Source organism: Halorubrum sp. B52, from assembly GCF_059752555.1.
The window spans coordinates 74825-97360 of record NZ_MWTG01000018.1; the positions used below are offsets into that span (position 1 = coordinate 74825).

Consider the following 22536-nt stretch of genomic DNA (forward strand, 5'->3'; position numbering starts at 1 on the left):
GCCGGCGGCTTCGCCGCCGGCAAGAGCACGCGCGAGGGACGCGGCGACCGGAGGGAGCCGCGAGGCTGGGGAGGCGTGAGGTCGCGGTGCTGTGCGGGGCGGGACTCAAAGGGGCAGCCGCGAGGCGGCCACAGGCGACGTAAGCACCGCGGGAACGAGCGGAGCGAGTGACGAGGAGCGTGGTTCGAAACGGCGAAGCCGTTTCGTCATCGCCGGAAATCAGCGATTTCCGGCTAGCAGTCAGAACGCGGAGCCTTCTGACGACATCACGAAAGGCGCGTAGCGCCTTTCGAACGACAGCGAGCGTGTGACCGACTCGCGGCTGGGGCTTTGGAGGCAGTCACCGCCGATCCGCCACCACCAGCCACTCATATGCGAGCGCTCGAAACACTAGCAGTATTCTTCGCGAGACCGATCTCGCATCGTTGATCGACGCTCTATTCGACGACCGCGAGCGCGACGCCCGCGACGTCTCGCACGCCGACCACCTGGTGTCGCCAGCCGTCGCCCGCGTCGACGCAGAGCGTCCCCGCCGCGGTGACGATCACGGAGATCCCGGGGCCGTAACCGAGCGCGACCGCGACCTCGTCAACGGGCAGATCGGTCTCACCCCACGTCGCGCCGTCCCACGCGTCGGTCCCGTTGTCTCCCTCCTCGCCCCCGTGAACCCGGATCTCCCCGTCGACCACCGCCATCGCGTGACCGTCGCCGTCGGCCGCGACCGCCTCGGCGGTCCCCTCCAGCGCCGTCATCCACCCGTTGCCGAGCCAGTAGAGCCCCGAGCCGGTCGCCGCGAGCGGCATCCCCGCGCCGGCGACGTCGCGGGCGTCGTCGAGGCCGACGGCGGTGAGCGCGGGGTTGCCGCCTCCGCCGCCGTTCCCGGTGACCTGATAAACCCCGTCGCCGGCGGCGACGAGGGGGCCGTCGATCGCGCGCGGTTCCGAGACGGTCCCGATCGGGGTCGCGGTCGGATCGGAATCCGCGCCGCCGACAGCGACCCGGTCGATCCCGCCGTCTTCCGCGGCGACGAGGAACGCGCCGTCGTGGACGCCGACCGCGACCGCCGGGTCCGCGTCGGCCGCGATCGGATCGAACTCGGGGTCGTCACCGACGGGCGCGACGCGCAGGCCGTCCGGGGTCGCGATCCCGACGAGGTCCGGGGCGTCGTCGCGGGGGAGGACGGCCACGTCGCGGGCCGGCTCGCGGGCGACCATGTCGAACGCGCCCACCTTGTCGGCCGACAGCGCCACCCGGACGACGCCGCTTCCGGTGGCGACGTACGCGTCGGTGCGGCCCGCCGTCCCGGCGTACACGCGCTTCTCCTCGATCGAGATGTCGTCCTCCGCGGGTGCCATCGGCCGGGGATTCGGGCGGCGCTCTCATAAGCCCCGCGAGCCCGACGCCCCGGGACCGAGGCGTCGTCCGAAACCCGACCGAGGACCCGCCCGTTTCGACGCGCATTAGGTCGGCGGCCGCGTACCACCCGTCGTGCAATCGGTCGCCGCCGAGGTCGTCGCCCTGCTCGCCGAGGTCGCCCCGCGGCTCGCGCGGATCGCGGCGTTCATCGCGGTCGGCGTCTTCGCCGCCAACGTCGCGGTCGCGTTCGGGCTGATCCGGTACGTCGCCGGGCTGGCGGGGTGGCTCACCCGGCCCGCGAACCTCCCCGACGAGGTCGGCACCGCGATCCTCACGACCGCGGCGTCGACGACCGCGGGCTACGCCACGCTCGCCGAGTACCGCGAGTCGGGGCTGCTGGACGACCGGGCGACCCTCGTCGCCGTCACCATCAACACGTTCTTCGGCTTCGTCCAGCACGTGTTCACCTTCTACGTCCCCGTGCTGATCCCGATCCTGGGCGTCGAGACCGGGACCGTCTACGTCTCAGCGCGCGCCGGGATCGCCCTCGCGATCACGGTCACGGGCGTCCTCGCCGGCGGCGTCCTGCTCTCCGAGCGCAACGTGGACCGCGCCGCGCTCGCCGACGTCGACGCGAGCGGGCCCGAGGCCGACGACCGCACGAGCCGCGAGCGCGTCCGCGAGGCCGGCGAGAAGTCGTGGTCGACCCTCCGCCGGATCGTCCCGCGGCTCGCGGTCGTGTACACCCTCGTGATCGCGTTCGTCACCCACTACGACGTCGAGGCGCTGACGAGCGTCGCCGAACCGGTCACCGGTCTCCTCGGGCTCCCGGGCGCCGCGGTCCCCGTCATCGCCGTCTACACCCTCGACACGACCGCCGGGGCCGTGACGCTCGCCGGGACCGAGGCGGGCGTGTTCACCACCCGGACCGCCGTCGCGAGCCTGCTCATCGGCGGTATCCTCTCGTTCGCCGTCTCCACCTTCCGTCGCTCGATCCCCTTCCAGTACGGGATCTGGGGCGCCGGGTTCGGCACGAAGGTGATCGCGGTCAACACCGCCCTGAAACTCGTCTTCATCTCGGCGACGGTCGCGCTGCTGCTCGCGCCGGTGTGGTGACGCCTCTCGGGGCCTGGAAGACGAAAAAACACCGCCGCGAGCGGGTGGAACCGCGTTACTCGAGGTCGAAGCGGTCGAGCCGCATCACCTTCGTCCACGCGTCGACGAAGTCGCGCACGAGCTTCTCCTCGGCGTCCTCGCTCCCGTACACCTCGGCGATGGCGCGGAGCCGGGAGTTCGAGCCGAAGATCAGGTCGAGGCGGGTGGCCTCCCACTCGACCTCGCCGGTCTGGCGGTCGATGCCCTCGTACACGTCCGCGTCCTCCGCGCCCTCCTCGACGGGCTCCCACTCGGTGCTCATGTCGAGCAGGTTCACGAAGAAGTCGTTCGTCAGCGTTCCGGGGCTGTCGGTGAAGACGCCGCGGTCCGTGTTCTCGTAGGTGGCGCCGAGCGCGCGCATCCCGCCGACGAGCGCCGTCATCTCGGTGGCGGTCAGGTCGAGGAGGTCCGCCTTGTCGACGAGCAGCTCCTCGGGCGGGTGGTCGACGCCGTCGCCGAGGTAGTTGCGGAACCCGTCGACGCGCGGCTTGAGCGCCTCGAACGAGTCGGCGTCGGTCTGCTCCGGCGAGGCGTCGACACGCCCCGGCTCGAACGGGACCGTCACGTCGTAGCCGGCGTCGGCGGCCGCCTGTTCGACCGCGGCGGCGCCGCCGAGGACGATCAGGTCGGCGAGCGAGACGCGCACGTCGTCGGTGCGCGAGGCGTTGAACTCCGTCTGGATCTCCTCGAGCGTCGCCAGCACCGTCTCGAGCTCCTCCGGCTCGTTCACCTCCCAGTTACGCTGGGGGTCGAGCCGGACGCGCGCGCCGTTCGCGCCGCCGCGCTTGTCGCTGTCGCGGTAGGTGGACGCGGACGCCCACGCGGTCTTGACGAGCTGTCGGGTCGTCAGGTCGGTGTCGAGGATCGCACCTTTGAGATCACTTGCCTCCGCGTCCCCGATCAGGTCGTGGTCGACCTCGGGGAGCGGGTCCTGCCAGATCATCTCCTCGTCCGGGACCTCCGGGCCGAGGAACCGCTCCGGCGGCCCCATGTCGCGGTGGGTCAGCTTGTACCAGGCCTTCGCGAAGTTGATCCCGAACTCCATCGGGTTCTCCTGGAACTCCTCGATGATCTCGCGGTAGTCGGGGTCGCGCTTCAGCGCGACGTCCGTCGTGAGCATCATCGGCGTGACCTCCTCGTCGGGGTCGTGCGCGTCCGGGGCGCTCTCGACCTCGTCCGCGTCGACCGGGAGCCACTGCCAGGCGCCGCCGGGGCCCTTCTGGGCCGCCCACTCGTGCTCCAGAAGGTTGTCGATGTACCCCATGTCCCACTCGATCGGCGACCCAGTCCAGGGGCCCTCGATCCCGCTCGTGATCGTGTCGCCGCCCTTCCCGCTGCCGTGGTCGTTCTCCCAGCCGAGGCCCTGCGCCTCGATGGGGGCGGCCTCGGGCTCGGGGCCGAGGTGCTCGTCGGGGTCGTCCGCGCCGTGGACCTTCCCGAACGTGTGGCCGCCGGCGATGAGCGCCGCCGTCTCCTTGTCGTTCATCGCCATGCGGTCGAACGTCTGGCGGATGTTCTTCGCCGACTGCTCGGGGCCGGGGTTGCCGTCCGGCCCCTCCGGGTTCACGTAGATGAGCCCCATCACGGACGCGCCGAGCCCCGGCTCCAGCTCGCCGGGCTCGTCGAAGCGCTCCTGCGTGTCCATCTCGGTCTCCGGGCCCCAGTAGGTGGAGTCGTCGGGCTCGAAGGCGTCCTCGCGACCGCCGGCGAAGCCGAACGTCTTGAACCCCATCGACTCGATGGCGACGTTCCCGGCGAGGATCATCAGGTCGGCCCACGAGAGGTTGCGGCCGTACTTCTGTTTGATCGGGAGGAGCAGCCGGCGCGCCTTGTCGAGATTCGCGTTGTCCGGCCAGCTGTTGAGCGGGGCGAACCGCTGTCGGCCGCCGGCCGCGCCGCCGCGGCCGTCCGCCGTCCGGTACGTCCCGGCGCTGTGCCACGCCATCCGGATGAACAGCGGCCCGTAGTGACCGTAGTCGGCCGGCCACCAGTCCTGTGAGCTCGTCATCAGCTCCTCGAGGTCCGCCTTCACCTCGTCGAGGTCGAGCGACTGGAACGCCTCGGCGTAGTCGAAGTCGTCGTCGTAGGGTCCGACGTCGCGGGCGTTCTTGTCGAGTATCTCCAGGTTCAACTGGTTCGGCCACCACTCGCGGTCTGTCTTCTGAATCATGCAGGTCGTCCGAACCTTCCGTCACCTCGAATAAAAAGGTGTTCACTTTAGAGAGAAACACCCGGTAAAAACAACCTGTATTTTGAGATTATGAATATTCGTTTCCATTCCGCGAAAATGGTGTGAATTCGTTACATGTGCTCGGCTCACACTGCTGGACGCACTCGGCTCACACCGTTACATGCGCTCGGCTCACACGGGGCTACGTCGACGCCGACCGGTCGTCCGTCTCGGGTTCGGAACCCACCAGCACCCGTGCGACCGCTCGTCCCGTCCCCGCGAAGGTCAGCGCCCAGACGGTCAGCGCGAACCACCCCCAGTACGCGGGGACGACGGAGAGGAGTTCGAACGTCCCGATGCCGGCGAGGTTCAGCGTGCTGGCGGTGTACATCCCCATCGGGAACACTCGCCCCCACGCCGTCGGCGCGTAGGCGTGCAGGCGGTCGCCGAACGCCAGTCGCGACCACGGCAGGACCGCGACCCACGCGGGAGGGCGGTCGTCGATCCCGTCGGCGAGGAACGCCCACGCGTCGAGGACGAGCAGCAGCGGGATCCACCACGAGGCGATCGCCCACGCGAGGAACGTGGCGCCGACGACGACGGGGACGTACGGCTCCCAGCCGGGAACCGTCCCCAGGCGCGGACCGAGCGTCGCCCCCGCCAGCGTCGTGATGGCCGCCGCGCCCATCGTGATCCAGTACGGTCCGGTCCAGTCGCCGGGCCGGATCGGGCCGTCGAGGAGCCGATAGGCGACGACGGTGACGACGACGAAGTAGAGGACGTACCCCGACCCGAAGTAGCTCATGCTCAACAGGACGAGCGCGTTCGCGCTCTCGGTCAGCGGTTCGGCCAGCAGGCCGCCGAGGACGGCGAGCGACTGCATGCAGACGATCACCAACAGGAAGGCGCCGTCGATCCGCTCGCTCACGTCCGCCTTTCCCGCGCCGACGATCTCTGTCGCGAACAGGTAGTAGAGGAGCGCGGGCGTGGCGACGACCGCGATTCCCCAGAGCGCGGCGGCGACGCGGACCGCGTCGAAGAAGAGCAGGAACACCGTCCCGACGGTGTTCGTCGCGACCGCGAACGTCAGCGACCCCCAGTGTCGCCGACGGTCCCGGAGGTCGGCGAGCATCCGTCTCGGAAACGAAACGGTTCGGACCGCGAACAGGCCGATAAGCAGCGCGTAACAGGCCGCGGAGAGGACCGCCAGCGGTCGGGCGACCGCGGGGACGCCGAGCTCCCGGAACGCGATCGAGACGATCGCGGTCGACATGACGAGCCCGAAGTACGCCGGATCGAGCTCCCGGAGCGCGGCGCCGACGCGTTCCGGGGCCGTCGAATCGGCCGACGTCTCATCGGTTCGAGGTGACTCCGTCATCGGTGGTACTCGCGAGCGGGCCGTTCTCCGACCCGATCGTCCCCCGCTGGTCGCGCCGCGGGTAAGTGAGTACCGCTATCGGGCGGTTCGCCGCGGGGGGTTCCCGAGGCGGACCGAACGGCTCACTCGTCGGATCCGGGGTCGAACACGTCCGGGTTCGGCTCGCCCTCGACGTCGACGACCGCGAGCGCACCGCGCCGGCCGGCCCGCGAGAGGGCGTGGTCGACGATCTTGATCGGCCCCGGAACCACGAGGTCCATCTCCCCGACGGTCGCCGTGCCCGGCGCGACCGGCGTGGTCTCGACGTATCGCGCGGGCGGCGAGACGAGGTCGCCGTCGCGGTACAGCCGCGACCAGACGTTGCCGATCGGGTGCCACGAGCTGGACTGGTTCGGTCCGCCGTTGACGAAGAACACGCGGACGGTCTCGCCGACGTCGGCCCCGATCGCACCGAGGCGGTCCGCCGTGAAGCCGTGGTGTTCACCGTTGAAGACGACGTACGTCGGCTCCTCGTCGACCATCGCGCCCTGGTCGAACGCGTGGTGTCCCTTCTCGCCGAGGTCGCCGGTCGTGTACAGCTCGTGCTGTCCGAGGTAGAGTTCGCGGTCCACCGCCGGCAGTCCCGCCTCGGGCTCGACGAGGATCGCGCCGAACATCCCGGAGCTGACGTGGTGGTCCATCGCCGGTACCGCGCAGTGGTAGGTGAACAGCCCGGGGAACTCGGCGCGGAAGCTCAGTTCCGCGGCGTCGTCGCCGGGCACGAGCGTCGTGTCGACGGCGCCGCCACCGGGGCCGTACACGGCGTGGAAGTCGACGTTGTGGATGTCGCTGTTGTCGTCGGCCGGCACCTCGAACCGGAGGTTGACGGTGTCGCCCCGCCGGACGCGGATCATCGGTCCGGGGGCCTGCCCCTCGAAGGTCATGTACTTGAACGTCACGCCGGGCTCGATCTCCGCGACGAGTTCCTTCGTCCGGAGGGTGATGTCGTGCTCGCGGGGCTCGTCCCAGTCGACGGGGGCCGGCACGTCGGTCGGGTCCGCCGCGATCCGGTCGACGTCGACGTCGCGTGCGGGGTCGAGTTCGGGGGACTCGTCCGGGCTCGTTCCGGCGGTGGACGCGGGCTCCGCGTTCACCGGCGCGCCGATACACCCGGCGAAAGCGCCGACCGCCCCCGCACCGATCGCCTGTACCGCCCGCCGCCTGCTGAGGTTCTGTGTCATCGTCTTTCTCCGTTCGAACGGAGGCGACGTCACATCATATATCGTATATACTGTTCTATAATACCGGGACGGACATCGCAGTTCTCCCCCATATACTGGTGTTTAAATACTGTGTTCGACGTGAGGTGACGGCCGAGTGCGGCGGTCGATCCCCGCGGCGATCCTCACTCCCATCCCCCGCGGCGATCCTCACTCCCGTCCGTCCCGCGGGTCGAACTCGCCGCGTCGGATACCCTCCCGGACCGGATCGTGTTCCGCGTCGGTCAGGGGCGGCGCGGTGACGAGAACCGCTTCGAGGCGCTCGCCCTCGTCCGCCTTCACGCCGCGCTCGGTCCCCGCCTCGACGACGACGACGTCGCCGGGGGCGACGGCGTGGTCAGTGTCACCTTCCCGGACCGTTCCCGTGCCGGACTGGACCGTGACGACCACGTCGCTCTCGGGGGCGTGGACCGGGATGAACTGTCCCGGCTCGAAGTACCCGCAGACGACCTTCGCCCGGTCGCTCCGGAACACGCCGCTCGTCGAGAAGCGCTCCTCGTCGTACGTTCGCTCCGCGTCGAGGCTCGTCGCCGGCACGTCACTCACCCCGGCGGTGCGGGCCGTGTCGCCCGGCCGAGCGGCGGTTTCTGTCCGTGCTCCTTCCGATCGACGGCGTCATCGAGCGTGTCACGTCCGGATCCTCGGGCCCGTGCGGGGAGTGACTGTACCCGAACGTGTTCGTCTCAAGGCGGATGCGGACGCGCCCGCAACGGTCACCCGCATGCCGAGACTAGACGTGCGCGACATTCCGCCGGTGAACAGGCACGACCGGATCCACGACGAGTTCGACGGGATGGACCCCGGCGAGACGCTCACCATCGTCAACGACCACGAACCGAAGCCGCTGTACTACGAGATGGCCGCCGAGGTGCCCGCCTTCGACGAGGAGGGGTACGAGGTCCGGCAGGACGCGCCCGACGAGTTCGTCGCCGAGTTCCCGAAGGTCGAGACGTAGGCGCCGGGTCGCGGCTACTCGCGCTCGACGTCGAACAACCGCGCGACGGCCCGAACGGTCGCCGGGTCGTCCCGCGCGGTTCGATCCAGGGCCGACTCGGGAGCTGCCGTCAGTCCCCTGGCTATCGCCGTTCCGAGGAGACGGACCGTCTCGCGCTGCTCGTCGGTGAGGCCGCCGCGCGCCTCGAGCGACGAGATCGCCTCCCCGACCTCGCGGCGCTCGATCCGCTCCGCTCGGTCCCGTATCCGCCGTCGAACGCGGTCCGGATCGGGAGCTCCGTCATCGGTCGATCCGTCGCCGCTCGGTCCGCCGTCGGGCTCGCGAACGGCCGGTCGCGGTCGCGCGTCGGGCCGTTCGTGTCTCATATCGGATCGCCGGCCGCCACGCGGGTCAGCGTTCACCCGAACGTGTTCGCCGCGGACGTCCGGTCCCCGCGAGTCGCGAACGACGTCCCCGAACATATTCTTTCGAACCGATTTTAAGTCGCAAGAAACACGGTCGAACCGATGACAGAGAGTCAATCGATCTACGCCGACATCGGCGGCCGCGAGGCCGTCGAGGCCGTCGTGTCCGACTTCTACGACCGCGTCTTCGACGACCCGCTCCTCGAGCCGTACTTCGAGGGCGTCGACCGGGATGCGCTGTACGCCCATCAGGTGCAGTTCGTCAGCGCCGTCGCCGGCGGGCCGGTCTCGTACGAGGGCGCCGACATGCGGGCGGCGCACGAGGGGATGGGGATCACGGCGGAGGCGTTCGGCCGCGTCGCGACCTACCTCGGCGAGGCGCTCCGGGAGAACGGCGTCGCCGAGGGGGACGCCGAGGCGATTCTCGAGGAGGTCGGCGCGCTCGAACCGGACGTCGTCGGACGGTAGCGGGCGGGGTCGACACCCATACTCAAGTTCTCGTCGGGAGATACCGACGTATGGACTCCGCTCGCTTCCTGTTCGTCTCTGCCGACGCCGCGCTGATCACCGACCTGGCCTGGCAGGTCCACCGCGAGGGCCACGACGTGAAGTACTACATCGAGGCCGAGAGCGATCGAGAGATCGGCGACGGCTTCGTCCCGAAGACCGACGACTGGGAGGCCGAGGTCGACTGGGCCGACGTCGTCGTTTTCGACGACATCTGGGTCGGCTCCGACGTCGGCACCGGCGCGCTCGCCGAGGAACTCCGCGAGCAGGGGAAAGCCGTCGTCGGCGGGACGCCGAACACCGATCGCCTCGAAGAGGACCGCGGCTACGCGATGGACGTGCTCGAGGAGCACGGCGTCACCACGATCGACCACCACGTCTTCCACGACTTCGACGAGGGCATCCGGCACGTGCAGGAGAACCCCGCGCCGTACGTCATCAAACCCCTCGGCGAGGTCCAGAACGTCAAGCGGCTGCTGTACGTCGGCAACGAGGACGACGGCAGCGACATCGTCGACGTTCTCCGAGCGTACAAGAAGGCGTGGGGCCACCGCATGAAGGGATTCCAGCTTCAGCGGAAAGTTGAGGGCGTTGAGATCGCTATCTGCGGATTTTTCAACGGCGACGAGTTCATCGACCAGGTAAATTTCAACTTCGAGCACAAAAAACGTGATTTAGTACACAATTGTCCAGTAAGTCTCGCTGCGTAAACACTACAGCCCCAAACATAAATATTACACTATGGAATCGAAACACTTCCTGTTCATCTCGGCCGACGCTGCACTGATCACCGACCTGGCCTGGCAAGTTCACCGCGAAGGCCACGACGTGAAATACTATATCGAAGCCGATAGCGATCAGGAGATCGGGAACGGTTTCGTCCCGAAGACCGACGACTGGCGCGCAGAAGTCGAGTGGGCGGATGTCATCATTTTCGACGATATCTGGGTCGGTTCCGACATCGGCACGGGTGAACTCGCCGAGGAACTCCGTGAGAAAGGGAAAGCCGTCGTCGGCGGGACGCCCAACACCGATCATCTCGAAGAGGACCGAGGATACGCGATGGAAGTCCTCGAAGAACACGGTGTGAACACCGTTGAACATCACATCTTCGATAGTTTCGACGCGGGGATACAACACGTCCAAGAGAACCCTGCCCCGTATGTGATCAAACCACTCGGCGAAGTCCAAAACGTCAAGCGCTTACTGTATGTCGGGAATGAGGACGACGGGAGTGACGTCGTAGACGTCTTGAAGGCGTACAAGAAGGCGTGGGGTCACCGGATGAAGGGCTTCCAGTTGCAACGCAAAGTAGAGGGTGTCGAAGTCGCTATCTGCGGGTTCTTCAACGGGAACGAGTTCATTGACCAGGTCAATTTTAATTTTGAGCATAAGAAATTATTCCCAGGGAACATCGGGCCCTCCACCGGCGAGATGGGGACCTCAATGTTCTGGGCGGGCCAGAACAAACTCTTCAAAGAAACGTTCGGGAAAATCGAAGACTGGCTCGCCAACGAAGGCTACGTCGGGAGTATCGACATCAACTGTATCGTCAATCAAAACGGGATTTACCCATTAGAATTCACGCCGCGGTTCGGCTACCCGACCATTGCGCTGCAAGAAGAGTCGATCGAGTCGTCCACCGGAGAATTCTTCTACGATCTCGCGCACGGCAACGAGCCAGAGGTAGAGGTTCACAACGGGTACCAAATTGCCGTCCGAGTCGTCTTGCCGCCGTTCCCGTTTGACGACGAGAAGACGTACGACGAGAATTCCCGGAACGCGGCCGTGGTGTTCGAGACAGAGAGCCGCGAAGGCATTCATCTTGAAGACGCTAAGAAAGTGGACGGTCAGTGGCGCGTCGCCGGGGACAACGGGATGCCCATCGTCGTGACCGGCAAGGGAGAGACAATGCAAGCGGCACGGGAGCAAGCATACGACCGCATCGATGACATCGTCATGCCGAACATGTACTACCGCGACGACATCGGTGAACGGTGGGTCAACGGTGATGGCGATCGACTTCAGGCGTGGGGGTACCTGGGCCCACAATAACTCGGTTACTATAGCCCGAATTTGTAGATTTCTTCAAGGTATCGTTCGCGGATGTCTTCGAAGTACGGGTGGACGTAGTCATCGAGCGAATCACCGTCTTTCCCTTTGATTGAGTCGCCGCGCATGTATTTCACGAGTTCGCGGTTCCAGTCTTTCTCTTTCTTGAACCACGTCGTGAAGTAGTGCCGACCGAAGTGTGAGGTGATCGAGTCGTACTTCTCGTCGTCGCCGTACTCGTACTGCGGGTGGAAGTAGTCCTTCCAGATCTCGTTGACTTTCGAGTTTCCCATCTGATTGTGCCGGGTGTGCGAGAGGAGCAGCCACGGCTTCCCGTTATCCGGGCGAACCATGAGGTACCGGACGAGCGCGACTTTCAACTCGTCAGGGATCGGCATGATCCGCTCGTTTTTTGACTTGTTCCCTTCCCTGTCGTACCGCGTCGGGAAGTAAACCGCGTCCACGCCGTCTGGCAGGCGATCATGGGTACCGAGTTCCGGGTACTGTTGTTGGAGCTCGTCATGCTGGATGTTCAGTTCACTGAGTTCGATGTTACATGCTTCCTGCGCTCGGATGCCAAGGAACAGCATCAGCAGGATGATGACGCGGTGTTTCCAGTGTTTCACGGTGACGAGTACATCTGCGACGTCATCGACGGACAAGTTGGGCGGTGTTTTCGTGTTGTCTTCCTCCCACTCTGTGTCGTCGAGCACCTTTTTAAACGGGTTGTAGCTACCGTCTTGGGGGAGTGAGTCTTCACTCACCCAGAATTTGTACACCCGATTCAGGTGAATGAGTTTTTGCTTTGTCGTCTGCTTCGAGTTCCCCAGTTCGTTACGCTGGTAGTCTACGAATCCCTCCACATGTCGTTTCCCAGGACAAGCGGGATGTCGCCCCGCGTCCTCCATGTACTCTGTCCACTGATCAATCGGGATCGTGTAGTTGTTTCTCGTGTTGCTCTTACCCTTCTGATCGAGGATCTCCGTCGTGAACAAGTCGAACGGGTTCGCACTGATCGATCTGAACCCCTCTTCGTACTTTTGTAACGGGTCGATCTCCTGATCGAACGTCTCAGCGAACTCTTCGCGTGAATCGTGTTTGTCTGTCATTTGAAAGCCGTTTTAACGTCGTTCATGACGTGATTCCAAACCCGTTCGCTCGTCGGATGCTCAACACACGCCATCAGTACCGGGTTGTACCGATGGGGGTAGTCGGTGTGCCACGCCATCCAGTGATAGAAGCGCTTCAAGAACAGCCAGTACGGCGTGTACACGCGTTCGATTTGGACGTCGTCCGCGAGGTCAGCGAGGAATGCTTCCACGTCAGCAGGGGTTGCGAGGGCGTGGTGACGGCCGCGAGCATCCATGTGGCTCTTCCATCGTCGTTCGACACGGCCGGCCTCTTTGAGCGCCCACTCAGCATCGATGTTCTCCGTTTCCCACGCGGCGTACGCATCACGCCCCGCAAACAATCGGTCGTGTCGACACAACCGGTACTCTTCGGGGACTTCATCGAGCGTTTTGAACACGCCTAGCCGGTTCGTGACGTCATCAGACACCATTACGCGTCCTCCAACGGGTAGTACGTCCCGTCTCGTTTCACGAGCTTCCGGCCTTCCAGTGAGTCTAACTGATCTGGAATCCGGTCGCTCGCTGTCTCGATGATCCGCTGATGGATAGCTGTCTCATCGGCACCCGGGTTCTGCTGTACGAAGTCGATGATTTCCTGTCGCTCGTCGTTGAACAGCTGCCGTTCGAGTTCAGTGACTCGTTTCCGCTTCCGGTCACGTTCTCGTCGGAGCTGGTTCCGTTGCTCTCGGAGTTCGGAACTCGTCTCGTCAGGGGTGACTTCGATTTCGAATTTCTTCTGTCCAGCTTCGACCATGTGCGACACCCACTGTGACAGCGACATTCCCCGCTCATCCGCTCGGTTCTTCCAACGGGCGAGCTGCTCATCTGTCGGGTACGTTGCGACCTGATTCGTCATCCGTCACCACCCGAACTGTCATCCTGTAAGGCGTGGACTTGCGCCTCCAACTCTCGTACCCGGTCTCGTGTTCGATCGAGTTCTCGTTTCAACTCGTTCCGTTGCTGCCGAAGGGCACGCGCTGATTCATCCGATGTGATGTCGGCATCGAATTTCTTGAGTCCGGCTTCAGTCATCGCCTGAACGAACTCGGACAACGACATGTCCATGCTCTCAGCTTCCTGCTTCCAGCGTGCGTGTTGCTGCTTAGAGGGATACGTCATCGTGGGCTGTGTTTCGGAGCTATGTCCTGGCATGCGTGCGATTTCTACGTGGCTCGCTGTCAGTCATCATATTAAACAGTTGGAAAATTACTCAATTCACTCAACTCCCGACGAGACAGGAACGAACACGATGTAGCCGTCCTCAACGCGGATCCCGATCTCATCGATGTCGGTCGGATCAAGTCCCTGTTTCTCGATGTCGGCCGCCGAGAAGAACACCGGGACGCCGACGGTCTCCCCGTCGCCCGACTTCGTGACTTTGGCCGTCACGACTTCGTCAACTTCCCGCGTCTTCGGCTCGACGTAGGCATCTACGTGGCGTGTCATAGGTGTTCCAACTCGATTCGAACGGTGTCAGTCGTTTGTGTTGAATCACACATCGGTGCACTCGTCGACTAACCTGGTTACTTATAAACACTATGCTCATTTGAGCCGAAATTCTACTGATCTCAACCGCCTATTTTGATAGTTAGAAACAATTAGCCTCCCGGATGGCGATTTTCAAGATTTCATTGATCTCCGGTCACACTCGACTTCAAAGGCGAGCCAACACGCGCATCATGAACGCACATCAACCGAGCCGACTACGCCCGAAAATCCACCTTCAGATGAAATGAAATCTCCAGAATCGATTGGGGCCGTGTAATTGAGGCCACAGCCTGCAACTCCGACTGAAGAGTGTCTAATCCCAAATCAACTGGGTCAAGAGGAGATAGGAGCGGGTATCCGTGAGATCGATCGTGGAGACGGAGCGATCAATTCAAATCACGACTCTCTATCTGCTCTCGGAATTTCTGAGACAGGTACTGAACCGCTGTCTCTTTGTCTATAATCCCCTCAAGAACTAGATCAAAAGTACATTCGAGTAATATCTCGTTCCGCAACTCGCAGTCCTGGGCTGCTCTGTGTCCATCATCAACTCGTCGGGACGTATCATTACAGTCAGTTTCTCTACCAAGAAGATCCGATACTGGATACTGTTCCGTTTCTTTCGATTCAGCGATTGGGATTATCTCCGTCTCTCCCATCGGGAGAACATGAGGATCGGGGTGAGTTCGAAAATATTTCTCGGAACACATCGGGAGCCACCGCCCGCAACCAAGACAGAATCTCCGAAATTTGTTCCCGGGACGCGACAATTGGTCTGTCTTCTCGTCAAGCACTGGAACCACCTGGCTCTTACTGCAGTATTTACAGTTCTCCATGGGGCGGTGTCAGTAGGGGGAGAAAGTCATATAGCAGTAGTTGATGTCACGATCGTATTGTCCAGTGCCTGTAACTGCTGTTAGGGGTAATATCATATCTACCGAGTCCGGACAAAGAGGCGTGACACATCCCACCGGTCGGAATCGGGAGTGATTGAGAGTTAGCAGCGAACGCGTCTGGAATAGCGTTAGATACCACCGCCGAGAGTGAGCACTCCGAATAAGATGAGTCCAACCAGAACGACCATGCCGACAGCGATTGGCATGTTCTCCATCGCTTTCTTGTAGAACGGCATTGAAGCGTACTCCTCGCGGAACGCGTCCCGGTTCTCGTCGTCGTAGAAGTACTTCGTTTTGAACGCGAAGCGCTCGGTCACCGCGCACCCGGTACAGACGGGAGTACCCTCCAAGCGCTCAGTCTTGAGATGCGAGTCGCAGTTGATACTCCCGCAGTTCGCACAGTACGTGAAAGTCGTGTTGTCCCCAACTGTATCGCAGTGGACACACCGGTGAATCCCGTCCTCGCTCGTGACGCGCGATGGTCCCGCCGCGAAGTACTCGTACGGGTACGTGTACTCTCCTAGGTCAGTCATATGCCGAACCTGCGGAACGTACACCGGTTCGATCGATTGGACTGAAACGTCGGAGCGCTTCGGCTCACACGTTTTTGTGTACGTGACGTTGTTGTCCCCCGTGTAGGAGACCGTCGTCGTGTGGCGTTCTCTGACCCGGTCTACGGCCCATTCTTTGTACTCGGTCTGCGTCTGCCCGAACCGTCGCTCTTCGACTACATCGAATTGATCTTTGAACCGGTCCGCTTCGAGATCGACGGTCGCGTGGAGGTTCTCTATCACGAGGTTCGAGACGTCACCGGATGCGGTTTGCGGGCGGCCGCGTTCGGCGTGGACGACGAACCGGGACCGATCGTTGACCCGGTGAATCACACCGACCGACGTCTCGAATACCGCGTTCGTGTCCGCTGTCACGGCGACGACCGGTTGGAACGTGACGCGAGAGTGCGGCGCGGGGAGGTCCGCTGACTCGATGTTGTCGATGTCCTGGAACGCCTCCTCAACGGGTGCAGCCACCGACGTCGCCGGGTCGAACGGCCGAAGCGTTTCGTCGCACAGGATTTCGATCCGACCGTTGTAGAGATCGAGTCCGATCTCGTCGGCGATCTCGCGGAGGTCCTCGCCGTCGATCAGTTCGATCGGGTACGGGTCGTTGTTCCGTCGCAGTCGCTCGGCGTACTCGACGGCCGGGCCGGTGAACCGGCCGGTCGTCGCCACCATCCCGCGTTTCGGCCCGTCGAACTCGAACGTCGCAATCGCCGAGTGTAACTTCTGGACCACCGGCCGCCCGACCGTCCCTGTGTGCTTACACTCGACGACGACACCGCGCCGCGTCCCGTCGACGACCTCTTCCATCAGGACGTCGCGCCCCTCGTCGGCCGTCCGTTCCGCCTGCCGGACGTTCTCGTACCCGAGGTTCCGGAAGACGTCCTCCATCACGTCCTCGAACTCGAACCCGGAGAGATCGTCCAGGACGGGCATCGGTCGTACTCCAAGTGTGCCGGTTCCGATATAAATGCTATACTGACCGTGATGCCGCACGTGACGCAGTGCGACGTTTCGATCGCGTCCGTCTGAGATCGTGCCGTCCTCGGACTCGGTCGTCGGGTCACGATGCCATTGAGAGCCGAAGACATTGACACAACGGTTAACCCGTTACCCCGTGAGTCGCCGTGACATGTACGACCAGCGGGTGACCATCGCCGAGGCTGTTCGAGAAATACAGCAGGAGAACTACTTGTTACCGGCCATCCAGCGTGAAATCGTCTGGAAGCGAGACCAGATAACCGACTTGTTCGACTCGGTCCTCCAGGGGTACCCGATCGGGACGTTCCTCTACTGGGACATCGAGGACCGGAACCGCGACCAGTACACGATGTACGGGTTCATTCAGGACTACATCACGACCACAAAATACATCAACACGAACGCGCAGACGCGTAATTCACAGGTCGTGCCCGACGGGTCCGGCGATCTGAAACTCGTTCTCGACGGGCAACAGCGACTCTCGTCATTCTACATCGGACTCAAAGGAACGTACACGTACAAGCAGCCGTACAAGTGGTACCGGAACGAAAGCGCGTGGAACAAGTCTCGGCTCTACCTGAACATCACATCGGACCCGAACGAGGAGCTGGAGGAAGGCGGGGACCGAACCACCCGGTACGAGTTCCAGTTCCTCCCCGTCAACGACTACGACGGACGAGTCGTCTCCCGAGGCGACGACCTCTGGCTGAGAACCGGTACGATCCTCAATCATCCGACACACGAGGAACAGGAGAACCTCATCCACGAGATCCAAAACGAGCACGTCGATGCCGAGAACGTGACGCGGCGGCGTCACGTCGGGAGCAACGTCCGTGCGCTCTGGCGCGGTATCCACGACAAGTCGTACATCACCTACTTCGAGGAGAAGGAACAGGACATCGACCGGGTCCTGGAGATCTTCATCCGGACGAACGACGGCGGCACGCAGCTCCAGAAATCCGACCTTCTGCTCTCGATCGCACAAGCGAACTGGACGGAGTACAACGCCCGCGAGGAACTCACCTCGTTCGTTGACCACCTGAACACACAACTCCCGGCGACGAACAGTTACGGAAAGGACTTCCTGCTCAAATCGTGTCTGGTCCTCAGCGATCTTCCCGTCAGATACCGTGTCGGACAGTTCAACCGAGAGAACGTCTCGAAAATCGAAGACGAGTGGCCCGAGATCAAACGGGCGATCGAGACCGCGGCGACGCTGATCAACCACTTCGGGATCAACGAGAAGACACTGACGAGCCGTAACGCCGTCATCCCCGTCGCGTACTACTTCAAACGGACCGGGTTGACCGTCGATAAGCTCCGACGGAGCGACGAGACCTACTATCAGACGAAACAAGACATCAAAAAGTGGCTGATCACGTCGCTGCTGAACGGCACGTTCACCGGAAACGCTGACACGGTGCTTCGAACCGTCCGCGAGGTGCTCCAAGGAACGGACGGCGAAGAATTCCCGCTGGAAGAACTCAACGAGGAGGTTCGGGAACTGAACAAGGTCGTCGGATTCACCGAGGACGTCGCAGACAACGTGCTGGAGTACACGAAGGGGAGCAAACGAACGTTCCTCGCGTTGTCGCTACTGTACCCCGAAAACGACTGGGGGAGCGTCAAACCGCACCAGGACCATATCTTCCCATCGTCGCAACTACAGGAGTCGGCCCTCCGGGACAAAAGGTTCTTTGAGGAAACGATACAGACGTTCACCGAAGAGCGCGATAAACTGGCGAACTTACAGCTCCTCACCGAAGGCGAGAACACCGCTAAACAGGACGCCCCCTTCGAGGAGTGGGTCACCGACCAGAATGAGAGCTTCTATGACCGACACTTCATCCCGACCGACCCCGAGTACCACAAGTTAGAGAACTTCGACAAGTTTGTAGAAGAGCGCCGAAAGCGGATCAAGGCACATCTGACCTCGGTACTCGGCGAGTAACTCACCACGCCCCATTCGCTGAATCACTCTCTTTCAGATAGCACCCATCCCAAACACGTGTAGCTGGGCCTATCTGCCGAGAAGCCGGGAGAAGAATCCGCCGGGGTCCTCGCCGGTACTATCATCGGATTCGGATCCTACTGCGCTTTGCGGCTCCGCCCCATTTTCCGCGGGATCCCCAAGGAGTTCTTCGACAGAGTACCCGATCCACTCTGCGAATTCATCGGGTGCGCCGATGTAGACGCTCGTTGAGGACTTTTCGGACATGAACCGCTTGGGGAGACGCTTCTCGTAGTCGTACACCTCGTACTCTTCCCGATCGAAATCCGCCGTGATCGCGTCGGGCTCCGATTCGAACCTGACGCGGCCACCCTGAATGTCACGCTGCCATTTGAGCCGCCCCGTGTCGTACGTTTTCTCAGCCGGCTCGTCGGCGGGGAAGTATTCGGGTTGCTTCCTCCCGGCTTCTTCGTAGAACTCCCGAACGATACGGCGAACGTCTTCGATCGTGCCGTTTCCGTCGGTCCAGGGTTTCTCGGTGAGCATGCGTCGGGCGACGTAACTGAAGATCGGGTTCCGTCGTTCGAGAACCTCCGCAAGGTCGTCTTGCGCCTCGCGGAATCCCGGGTCTTCCGGATTCGACGGGAACGACACGTCCATGCTGAGGATCTTCATCCGGTTCCGGAACTCTGACTTCGGGAGCGCGTCGTTCGTCGTGAAAATCAGGCACGGCTGATCGACGCTCGTCGGCGTCCAATCGCCCCAGTAGTTCCGGATCGGACTCCACCGCTGTATCTTCTCTTTCTCTGCGTCGATGATAGCGTACGGGAAGCTCGTGTTCCACTCCCGAATCCCACGGATCTCTTTGACACCGACATCATCGGCGTCCACCCCGGAAATCACGGTGTTGTCGGACACCAGTCGGAGGATGTACTCGGTGAGTTTGTCCTTCCCGGCGTCACTTTTCCCTTCGATGTACAGGTGCTGTAGAACGTTATCGAGCGTGCGTGATGGCGATGATAACGCCTCGGCGTACTGGTTTGCGAACGGGGCCCAGAACCCGTAGAGGAACGCCTCGTACATCTGTGCCATCACCGCCGTCTCGGACTGCGTGTGCCCGTGGTTTTCGACGGTCTCGATGTAGTCCTCGATCGTTTCGAGGCAGTGATCCAGCACCGCCGGGGTCGGTTCCTCGGTAGCGACGAGAATCATCTCGTCTTGCTCACCGATCACGACTTGCTCGGCGTCCGGCAACACCGTCATCGTCGGGATCGCCGTCGATTCCTTCACTTGCGTGTTGTACGCGCTGAGCGGCGCGGTGATGCTGTGATCCTCGATTGTCGCGCCGCGATCGCGGAGACTTGCTCCGAACTCGTCCGCCGTGTCCTTATCGACCTTACTCGTCCCCATCCGTATCCGCTCGTCAGGCGTCCTGACACGAGGGCGATCGAGCGTGTCCGTCAACCCCGTCTCGTGCTCGGATTCGACGAGCCCCACGTCTGGTTCCGTCTCCTCGTCGGCGGGTTCGTCGGACTCCTCGCTTTCGGTCTCCTCTGGTTCGACGACGGTCCGATCAGCGGTGTCCGGATCTTCGACGAACGCGACCGTTTCCTCGGCCTCGTCAGGGTCATTGACGACCGCCGTAACTTGATCTGCGACCGCTTTCAGGTCCTCGACGGCGTCCTGATTCAACGCGGCCGTGTCACTCACGTCAAGGTCACCGGCTCCGACCCAGTACTCGATCCGGTTTTCACGCTCTTCGGGAGAGTCCGCATCTTCGAGCGCTTCGACAAGGCCTTCGAGCAGCGTCTGGCTGCTGTACCCGTCTCGGTACTGATCGATGAACTGTTCGAACGCCTCGTCCAACTCCGTGCCGAGCTCCGCCGTCATCACGGAAATCTGGTTCGTATGGTACTCCCACGAATTCCGCGACAGGTTCGCCGACCCTTGAACGAGTTTCACCGTGTTGTCCGGCATGACAATCCGGTATATTTTCGAGTGCACCGTCTTCCGATTCTTCAAGCGAACAACGAGCCGGTCATCCTCTCGCAGCTGTACCAACGACCGGGCCGTCGCCACTTCGTTCACCTGATCCGCGTAATCGTCGGCGTTCCCGATCAGCACGTCAAGCGACCCGATACCGTACTCGGTCAACATCTGTACCATCAGTTCAGGCGTCTCCGCATACGTCACCGCATCTACGTGGGCCGCGCCTTCGAACAACTCCAAGAAGTCATCCCGGCTTTTCACCATCGCTAACCGATACTCCGCCTCCCCTGATCCGTAGAATTCCGGCATATCCGCGAACCGGTCAAACGAGATGTTCGCCGTCAGTTCGTCCATGGAGGAAACAGTGTGATGACACGAATAAAAGCCGGCCACACAGTGATAGTGATACGTCGTGCTCACCAGCGAAGCCGACATCTGATCAGCGTAATTTGGTCGTGCTGTGAGTCGGGGATAACTGTTGTGAGTGCGGGTTAGAGGCGTTCTATCTCGGTTTGAGGCGATCTATTTTGGTGCTGTGGGTTCTCTCTTTGAGTATGCGATTAAGCCCGTTCGAACCGACATATGATGATCACTGGTTGAATGACGCCCCACTGTATGGGAAACCTAGACCACGTGATCCACGTGGAAGTTGTTCATTTGAAGTGTTCCCAACCTGCGAAACTGACGACCTGAGTGACTGCCATCGCATCCCCCGGGACGAAGACGACTGTGACTGGTCCGAAATCGGGTTTGACGTTCCAAGAGCAACGTCGCGGAGTGACCACGTAATGGTGATCAACACACATGGCCGCCCAACGCTACAATGGTACTCACTCGAAGAATTCGAAGACCGGTTCTTGTATGATCCACTCAACCCGCCTCGGCCACAAGGTGTTGATACAGACACGTGGAAAAGAAGAGCAAAAAACCAGGTATGGGGGCAGGATGAGCCGCCCATCCGGATGGCAGAAGATCGGCGAACGCTGCTAAGCCGGATTGCGAGACTCTGGAACGGTGAGACCGTCTGTGGTGTTCACTTACTCGCTGACCAGTGTCCGCCCATCAAACACATCACTCATGATCTCGATGAAACTGAACTCAACCGTCTGTGGTACAATACGAGGCTCGGCCACGATACGCTGATCGCATTCAGCGATGCCGACTGGTTCGACACCGCGACTGGGTTCCTCAAACCAACGACCCTGTTCCGAAAGCGAGCCTGGTTCGATATCAACGGTAAAGCTCGCACTCACATCAATAAGAGCGACGACTACCCGAACCTACACGGCGATCCACGCGAAGGACTTACCCATCGTGTTACCGTCGGTCTCGTCCGGCTCCGAGATCTCATTCGCGGGTGGAACGGCGCAAGCTACTACGATTGGAACGACTACACGATAGACGCCTTTGCCACTGACCAATACGGCCAGCGGTACGCACGTGAAATTCTAACTGATCACCACGGCTGGGAGCTTCACCGGTCCACGTACCGGAAGCTGGAAGAATTAGACCGTCACGGGATCAAACCGATTGCCGTCTTTGACGGGCGGGACACAGCATACACTGTATTTAATTACTGGCACAACTGGGACGGCCTCGGCAACCTCCCGAACGGTACATTCGATTCCGACTTCAGTATATCCGCAGGCCGAGGTCGAATCCAAGACGCGTACGATAGCGACGAGCACGACTGGGCCGTCGCTGACTGGACGACTACGTGGCGGCTCAAAGAAGACATCCTCGGGGCAGACGCCCCGGAGCTCAACCGAGACCAAATCACGTCACTTAACTGGTAATTCGATTTCCACACACCCTTACCACTTTCCCCTAAATGGGGTACACAACAGTACTATTACTGGTCTGATTTTGACACCCAGAAATAGTGAATTTGAGTGCTACACCCGATTCCGGAGCCCAAAATCACTCCGGAATTCGCCAGCGGGTACACACCACTGACAATCTTCGTATACATTAAAATCGACAACAGCCTCCCGAAAATCGAGGGACCGGAGCATGGTACCCCGTAATGTAATTCTGCAATGATCCGCTCAAAACCCACGGGCGGCTGAGCGATCTTGACTCCATTCGAAATAATATAATTACACTTCTCAATTTTTGTATTATATTCCGGTAATGTAAACTTGTAATGCTCAATCCAAAACCGCACCCAGGCATAGTAATTGAAAACCGGAATGCTCTATCGAGAACTCGGCGATACCATCGAGATGGTCTATTATACTATAGGACCCTACTACACCGGACCCAGAAAATTATCCAAGTAATCATTATCGAGATAATGGTGTCCGAG

The 22536-nt window shown here is 61.8% G+C and carries 19 protein-coding genes and 1 pseudogene; 7 read left to right on the top strand and 13 right to left on the bottom strand.

The features are described from left to right. Positions 1-437: 437 nt before the first annotated feature. Entirely contained in the window at positions 438-1355 is a 918-nt protein-coding gene (locus B4V04_RS17290) for an HVO_0234 family beta-propeller protein (RefSeq protein WP_498232901.1), read from the bottom strand. A 133-nt stretch (positions 1356-1488) separates the two neighbouring features. Between B4V04_RS17290 and B4V04_RS17295 the strand changes: the two genes are divergently transcribed. Continuing rightward, a complete protein-coding gene (locus tag B4V04_RS17295) occupies positions 1489-2472 on the top strand; it encodes a nucleoside recognition protein (protein ID WP_498232902.1) in 984 nt (327 codons plus the stop codon). A gap of 55 nt (positions 2473-2527) precedes the next feature. Here the strand turns inward: B4V04_RS17295 and katG are convergent, their stop codons facing one another. The 4 genes from katG to B4V04_RS17315 all read right to left on the bottom strand — a co-directional run bounded on the left by katG (position 2528) and on the right by B4V04_RS17315 (position 7855). Continuing rightward, positions 2528-4681 carry a catalase/peroxidase HPI gene (gene katG, locus B4V04_RS17300; protein ID WP_498232903.1) on the bottom strand — a complete coding sequence of 718 codons (2154 nt, stop codon included), beginning with the start codon at positions 4679-4681 and terminating at the stop codon, positions 2528-2530. A gap of 202 nt (positions 4682-4883) precedes the next feature. Further along, positions 4884-6059 carry a tellurite resistance/C4-dicarboxylate transporter family protein gene (locus B4V04_RS17305; protein WP_498232904.1) on the bottom strand — a complete coding sequence of 392 codons (1176 nt, stop codon included), beginning with the start codon at positions 6057-6059 and terminating at the stop codon, positions 4884-4886. 122 nt (positions 6060-6181) lie between these two features. Beyond that, on the bottom strand, positions 6182-7279 hold the full coding sequence (nirK, locus tag B4V04_RS17310; protein ID WP_498232905.1) for a copper-containing nitrite reductase: 1098 nt from the start codon (positions 7277-7279) through the stop codon (positions 6182-6184). Between the two features lie 189 nt (positions 7280-7468). Further along, on the bottom strand, positions 7469-7855 hold the full coding sequence (locus B4V04_RS17315) for a cupin domain-containing protein (RefSeq protein ID WP_498232906.1): 387 nt from the start codon (positions 7853-7855) through the stop codon (positions 7469-7471). Positions 7856-8039: 184 nt separating this feature from the next. Here B4V04_RS17315 and B4V04_RS17320 point away from each other — a divergent pair, with 184 nt between their 5' ends. Continuing rightward, entirely contained in the window at positions 8040-8273 is a 234-nt protein-coding gene (locus B4V04_RS17320; RefSeq protein WP_498232907.1) for a DUF2249 domain-containing protein, read from the top strand. Positions 8274-8287: 14 nt separating this feature from the next. Here the strand turns inward: B4V04_RS17320 and B4V04_RS17325 are convergent, their stop codons facing one another. Continuing rightward, positions 8288-8638: a glutamyl-tRNA reductase gene (locus B4V04_RS17325; protein WP_498232908.1), complete on the bottom strand. Its 351-nt coding sequence runs from the start codon at positions 8636-8638 to the stop codon at positions 8288-8290. Positions 8639-8779: 141 nt separating this feature from the next. On the opposite strand from B4V04_RS17325, the gene B4V04_RS17330 reads away from it, so the two are divergent. The 3 genes and pseudogenes from B4V04_RS17330 (at position 8780) to B4V04_RS17340 (ending at position 11239) form a co-directional block, all read left to right on the top strand. After that, a complete protein-coding gene (locus tag B4V04_RS17330) occupies positions 8780-9145 on the top strand; it encodes a group I truncated hemoglobin (protein ID WP_498232909.1) in 366 nt (121 codons plus the stop codon). 50 nt (positions 9146-9195) lie between these two features. Next, positions 9196-9852 (top strand): annotated as a pseudogene (locus B4V04_RS17335) (phosphoribosylamine--glycine ligase); the annotation flags it as partial. A gap of 73 nt (positions 9853-9925) precedes the next feature. Continuing rightward, positions 9926-11239: a phosphoribosylamine--glycine ligase gene (locus B4V04_RS17340; RefSeq protein WP_498232910.1), complete on the top strand. Its 1314-nt coding sequence runs from the start codon at positions 9926-9928 to the stop codon at positions 11237-11239. Positions 11240-11247: 8 nt separating this feature from the next. On the opposite strand, the gene B4V04_RS17345 is transcribed toward B4V04_RS17340, so the two are convergent. The 6 genes from B4V04_RS17345 to B4V04_RS17370 form a co-directional block, all read right to left on the bottom strand. Beyond that, the gene (locus tag B4V04_RS17345) at positions 11248-12345 is read right to left on the bottom strand and encodes a tyrosine-type recombinase/integrase (RefSeq protein ID WP_498232911.1); all 1098 of its coding nucleotides are present in this window, start codon (positions 12343-12345) and stop codon (positions 11248-11250) included. Continuing rightward, positions 12342-12797: a hypothetical protein gene (locus B4V04_RS17350; protein WP_498232912.1), complete on the bottom strand. Its 456-nt coding sequence runs from the start codon at positions 12795-12797 to the stop codon at positions 12342-12344. Before B4V04_RS17350 ends, B4V04_RS17345 begins: the two co-directional genes overlap by 4 nt. After that, positions 12797-13222 (bottom strand): hypothetical protein, encoded by a 426-nt coding sequence (locus tag B4V04_RS17355; RefSeq protein WP_498232913.1) that lies wholly within the window; start codon positions 13220-13222, stop codon positions 12797-12799. Before B4V04_RS17355 ends, B4V04_RS17350 begins: the two co-directional genes overlap by 1 nt. 359 nt (positions 13223-13581) lie before the next feature. Further along, positions 13582-13812 (bottom strand): hypothetical protein, encoded by a 231-nt coding sequence (locus B4V04_RS17360; RefSeq protein WP_498232914.1) that lies wholly within the window; start codon positions 13810-13812, stop codon positions 13582-13584. A gap of 428 nt (positions 13813-14240) precedes the next feature. Continuing rightward, complete coding sequence (locus tag B4V04_RS17365) at positions 14241-14513, bottom strand: hypothetical protein (RefSeq protein ID WP_498232915.1); 273 nt, start codon at positions 14511-14513, stop codon at positions 14241-14243. Between the two features lie 365 nt (positions 14514-14878). After that, positions 14879-16243 (bottom strand): restriction endonuclease, encoded by a 1365-nt coding sequence (locus B4V04_RS17370; RefSeq protein ID WP_498232916.1) that lies wholly within the window; start codon positions 16241-16243, stop codon positions 14879-14881. Between the two features lie 196 nt (positions 16244-16439). Here B4V04_RS17370 and B4V04_RS17375 point away from each other — a divergent pair, with 196 nt between their 5' ends. Continuing rightward, the gene (locus tag B4V04_RS17375) at positions 16440-18239 is read left to right on the top strand and encodes a GmrSD restriction endonuclease domain-containing protein (RefSeq protein WP_498232917.1); all 1800 of its coding nucleotides are present in this window, start codon (positions 16440-16442) and stop codon (positions 18237-18239) included. Between the two features lie 69 nt (positions 18240-18308). Here the strand turns inward: B4V04_RS17375 and B4V04_RS17380 are convergent, their stop codons facing one another. Next, on the bottom strand, positions 18309-20582 hold the full coding sequence (locus tag B4V04_RS17380; protein ID WP_498232918.1) for an Aq_aa27 family P-loop NTPase: 2274 nt from the start codon (positions 20580-20582) through the stop codon (positions 18309-18311). A 434-nt stretch (positions 20583-21016) separates the two neighbouring features. On the opposite strand from B4V04_RS17380, the gene B4V04_RS17385 reads away from it, so the two are divergent. Then, complete coding sequence (locus B4V04_RS17385; RefSeq protein WP_498232919.1) at positions 21017-22024, top strand: hypothetical protein; 1008 nt, start codon at positions 21017-21019, stop codon at positions 22022-22024. The last annotated feature ends 512 nt before the right edge of the window (positions 22025-22536 follow it).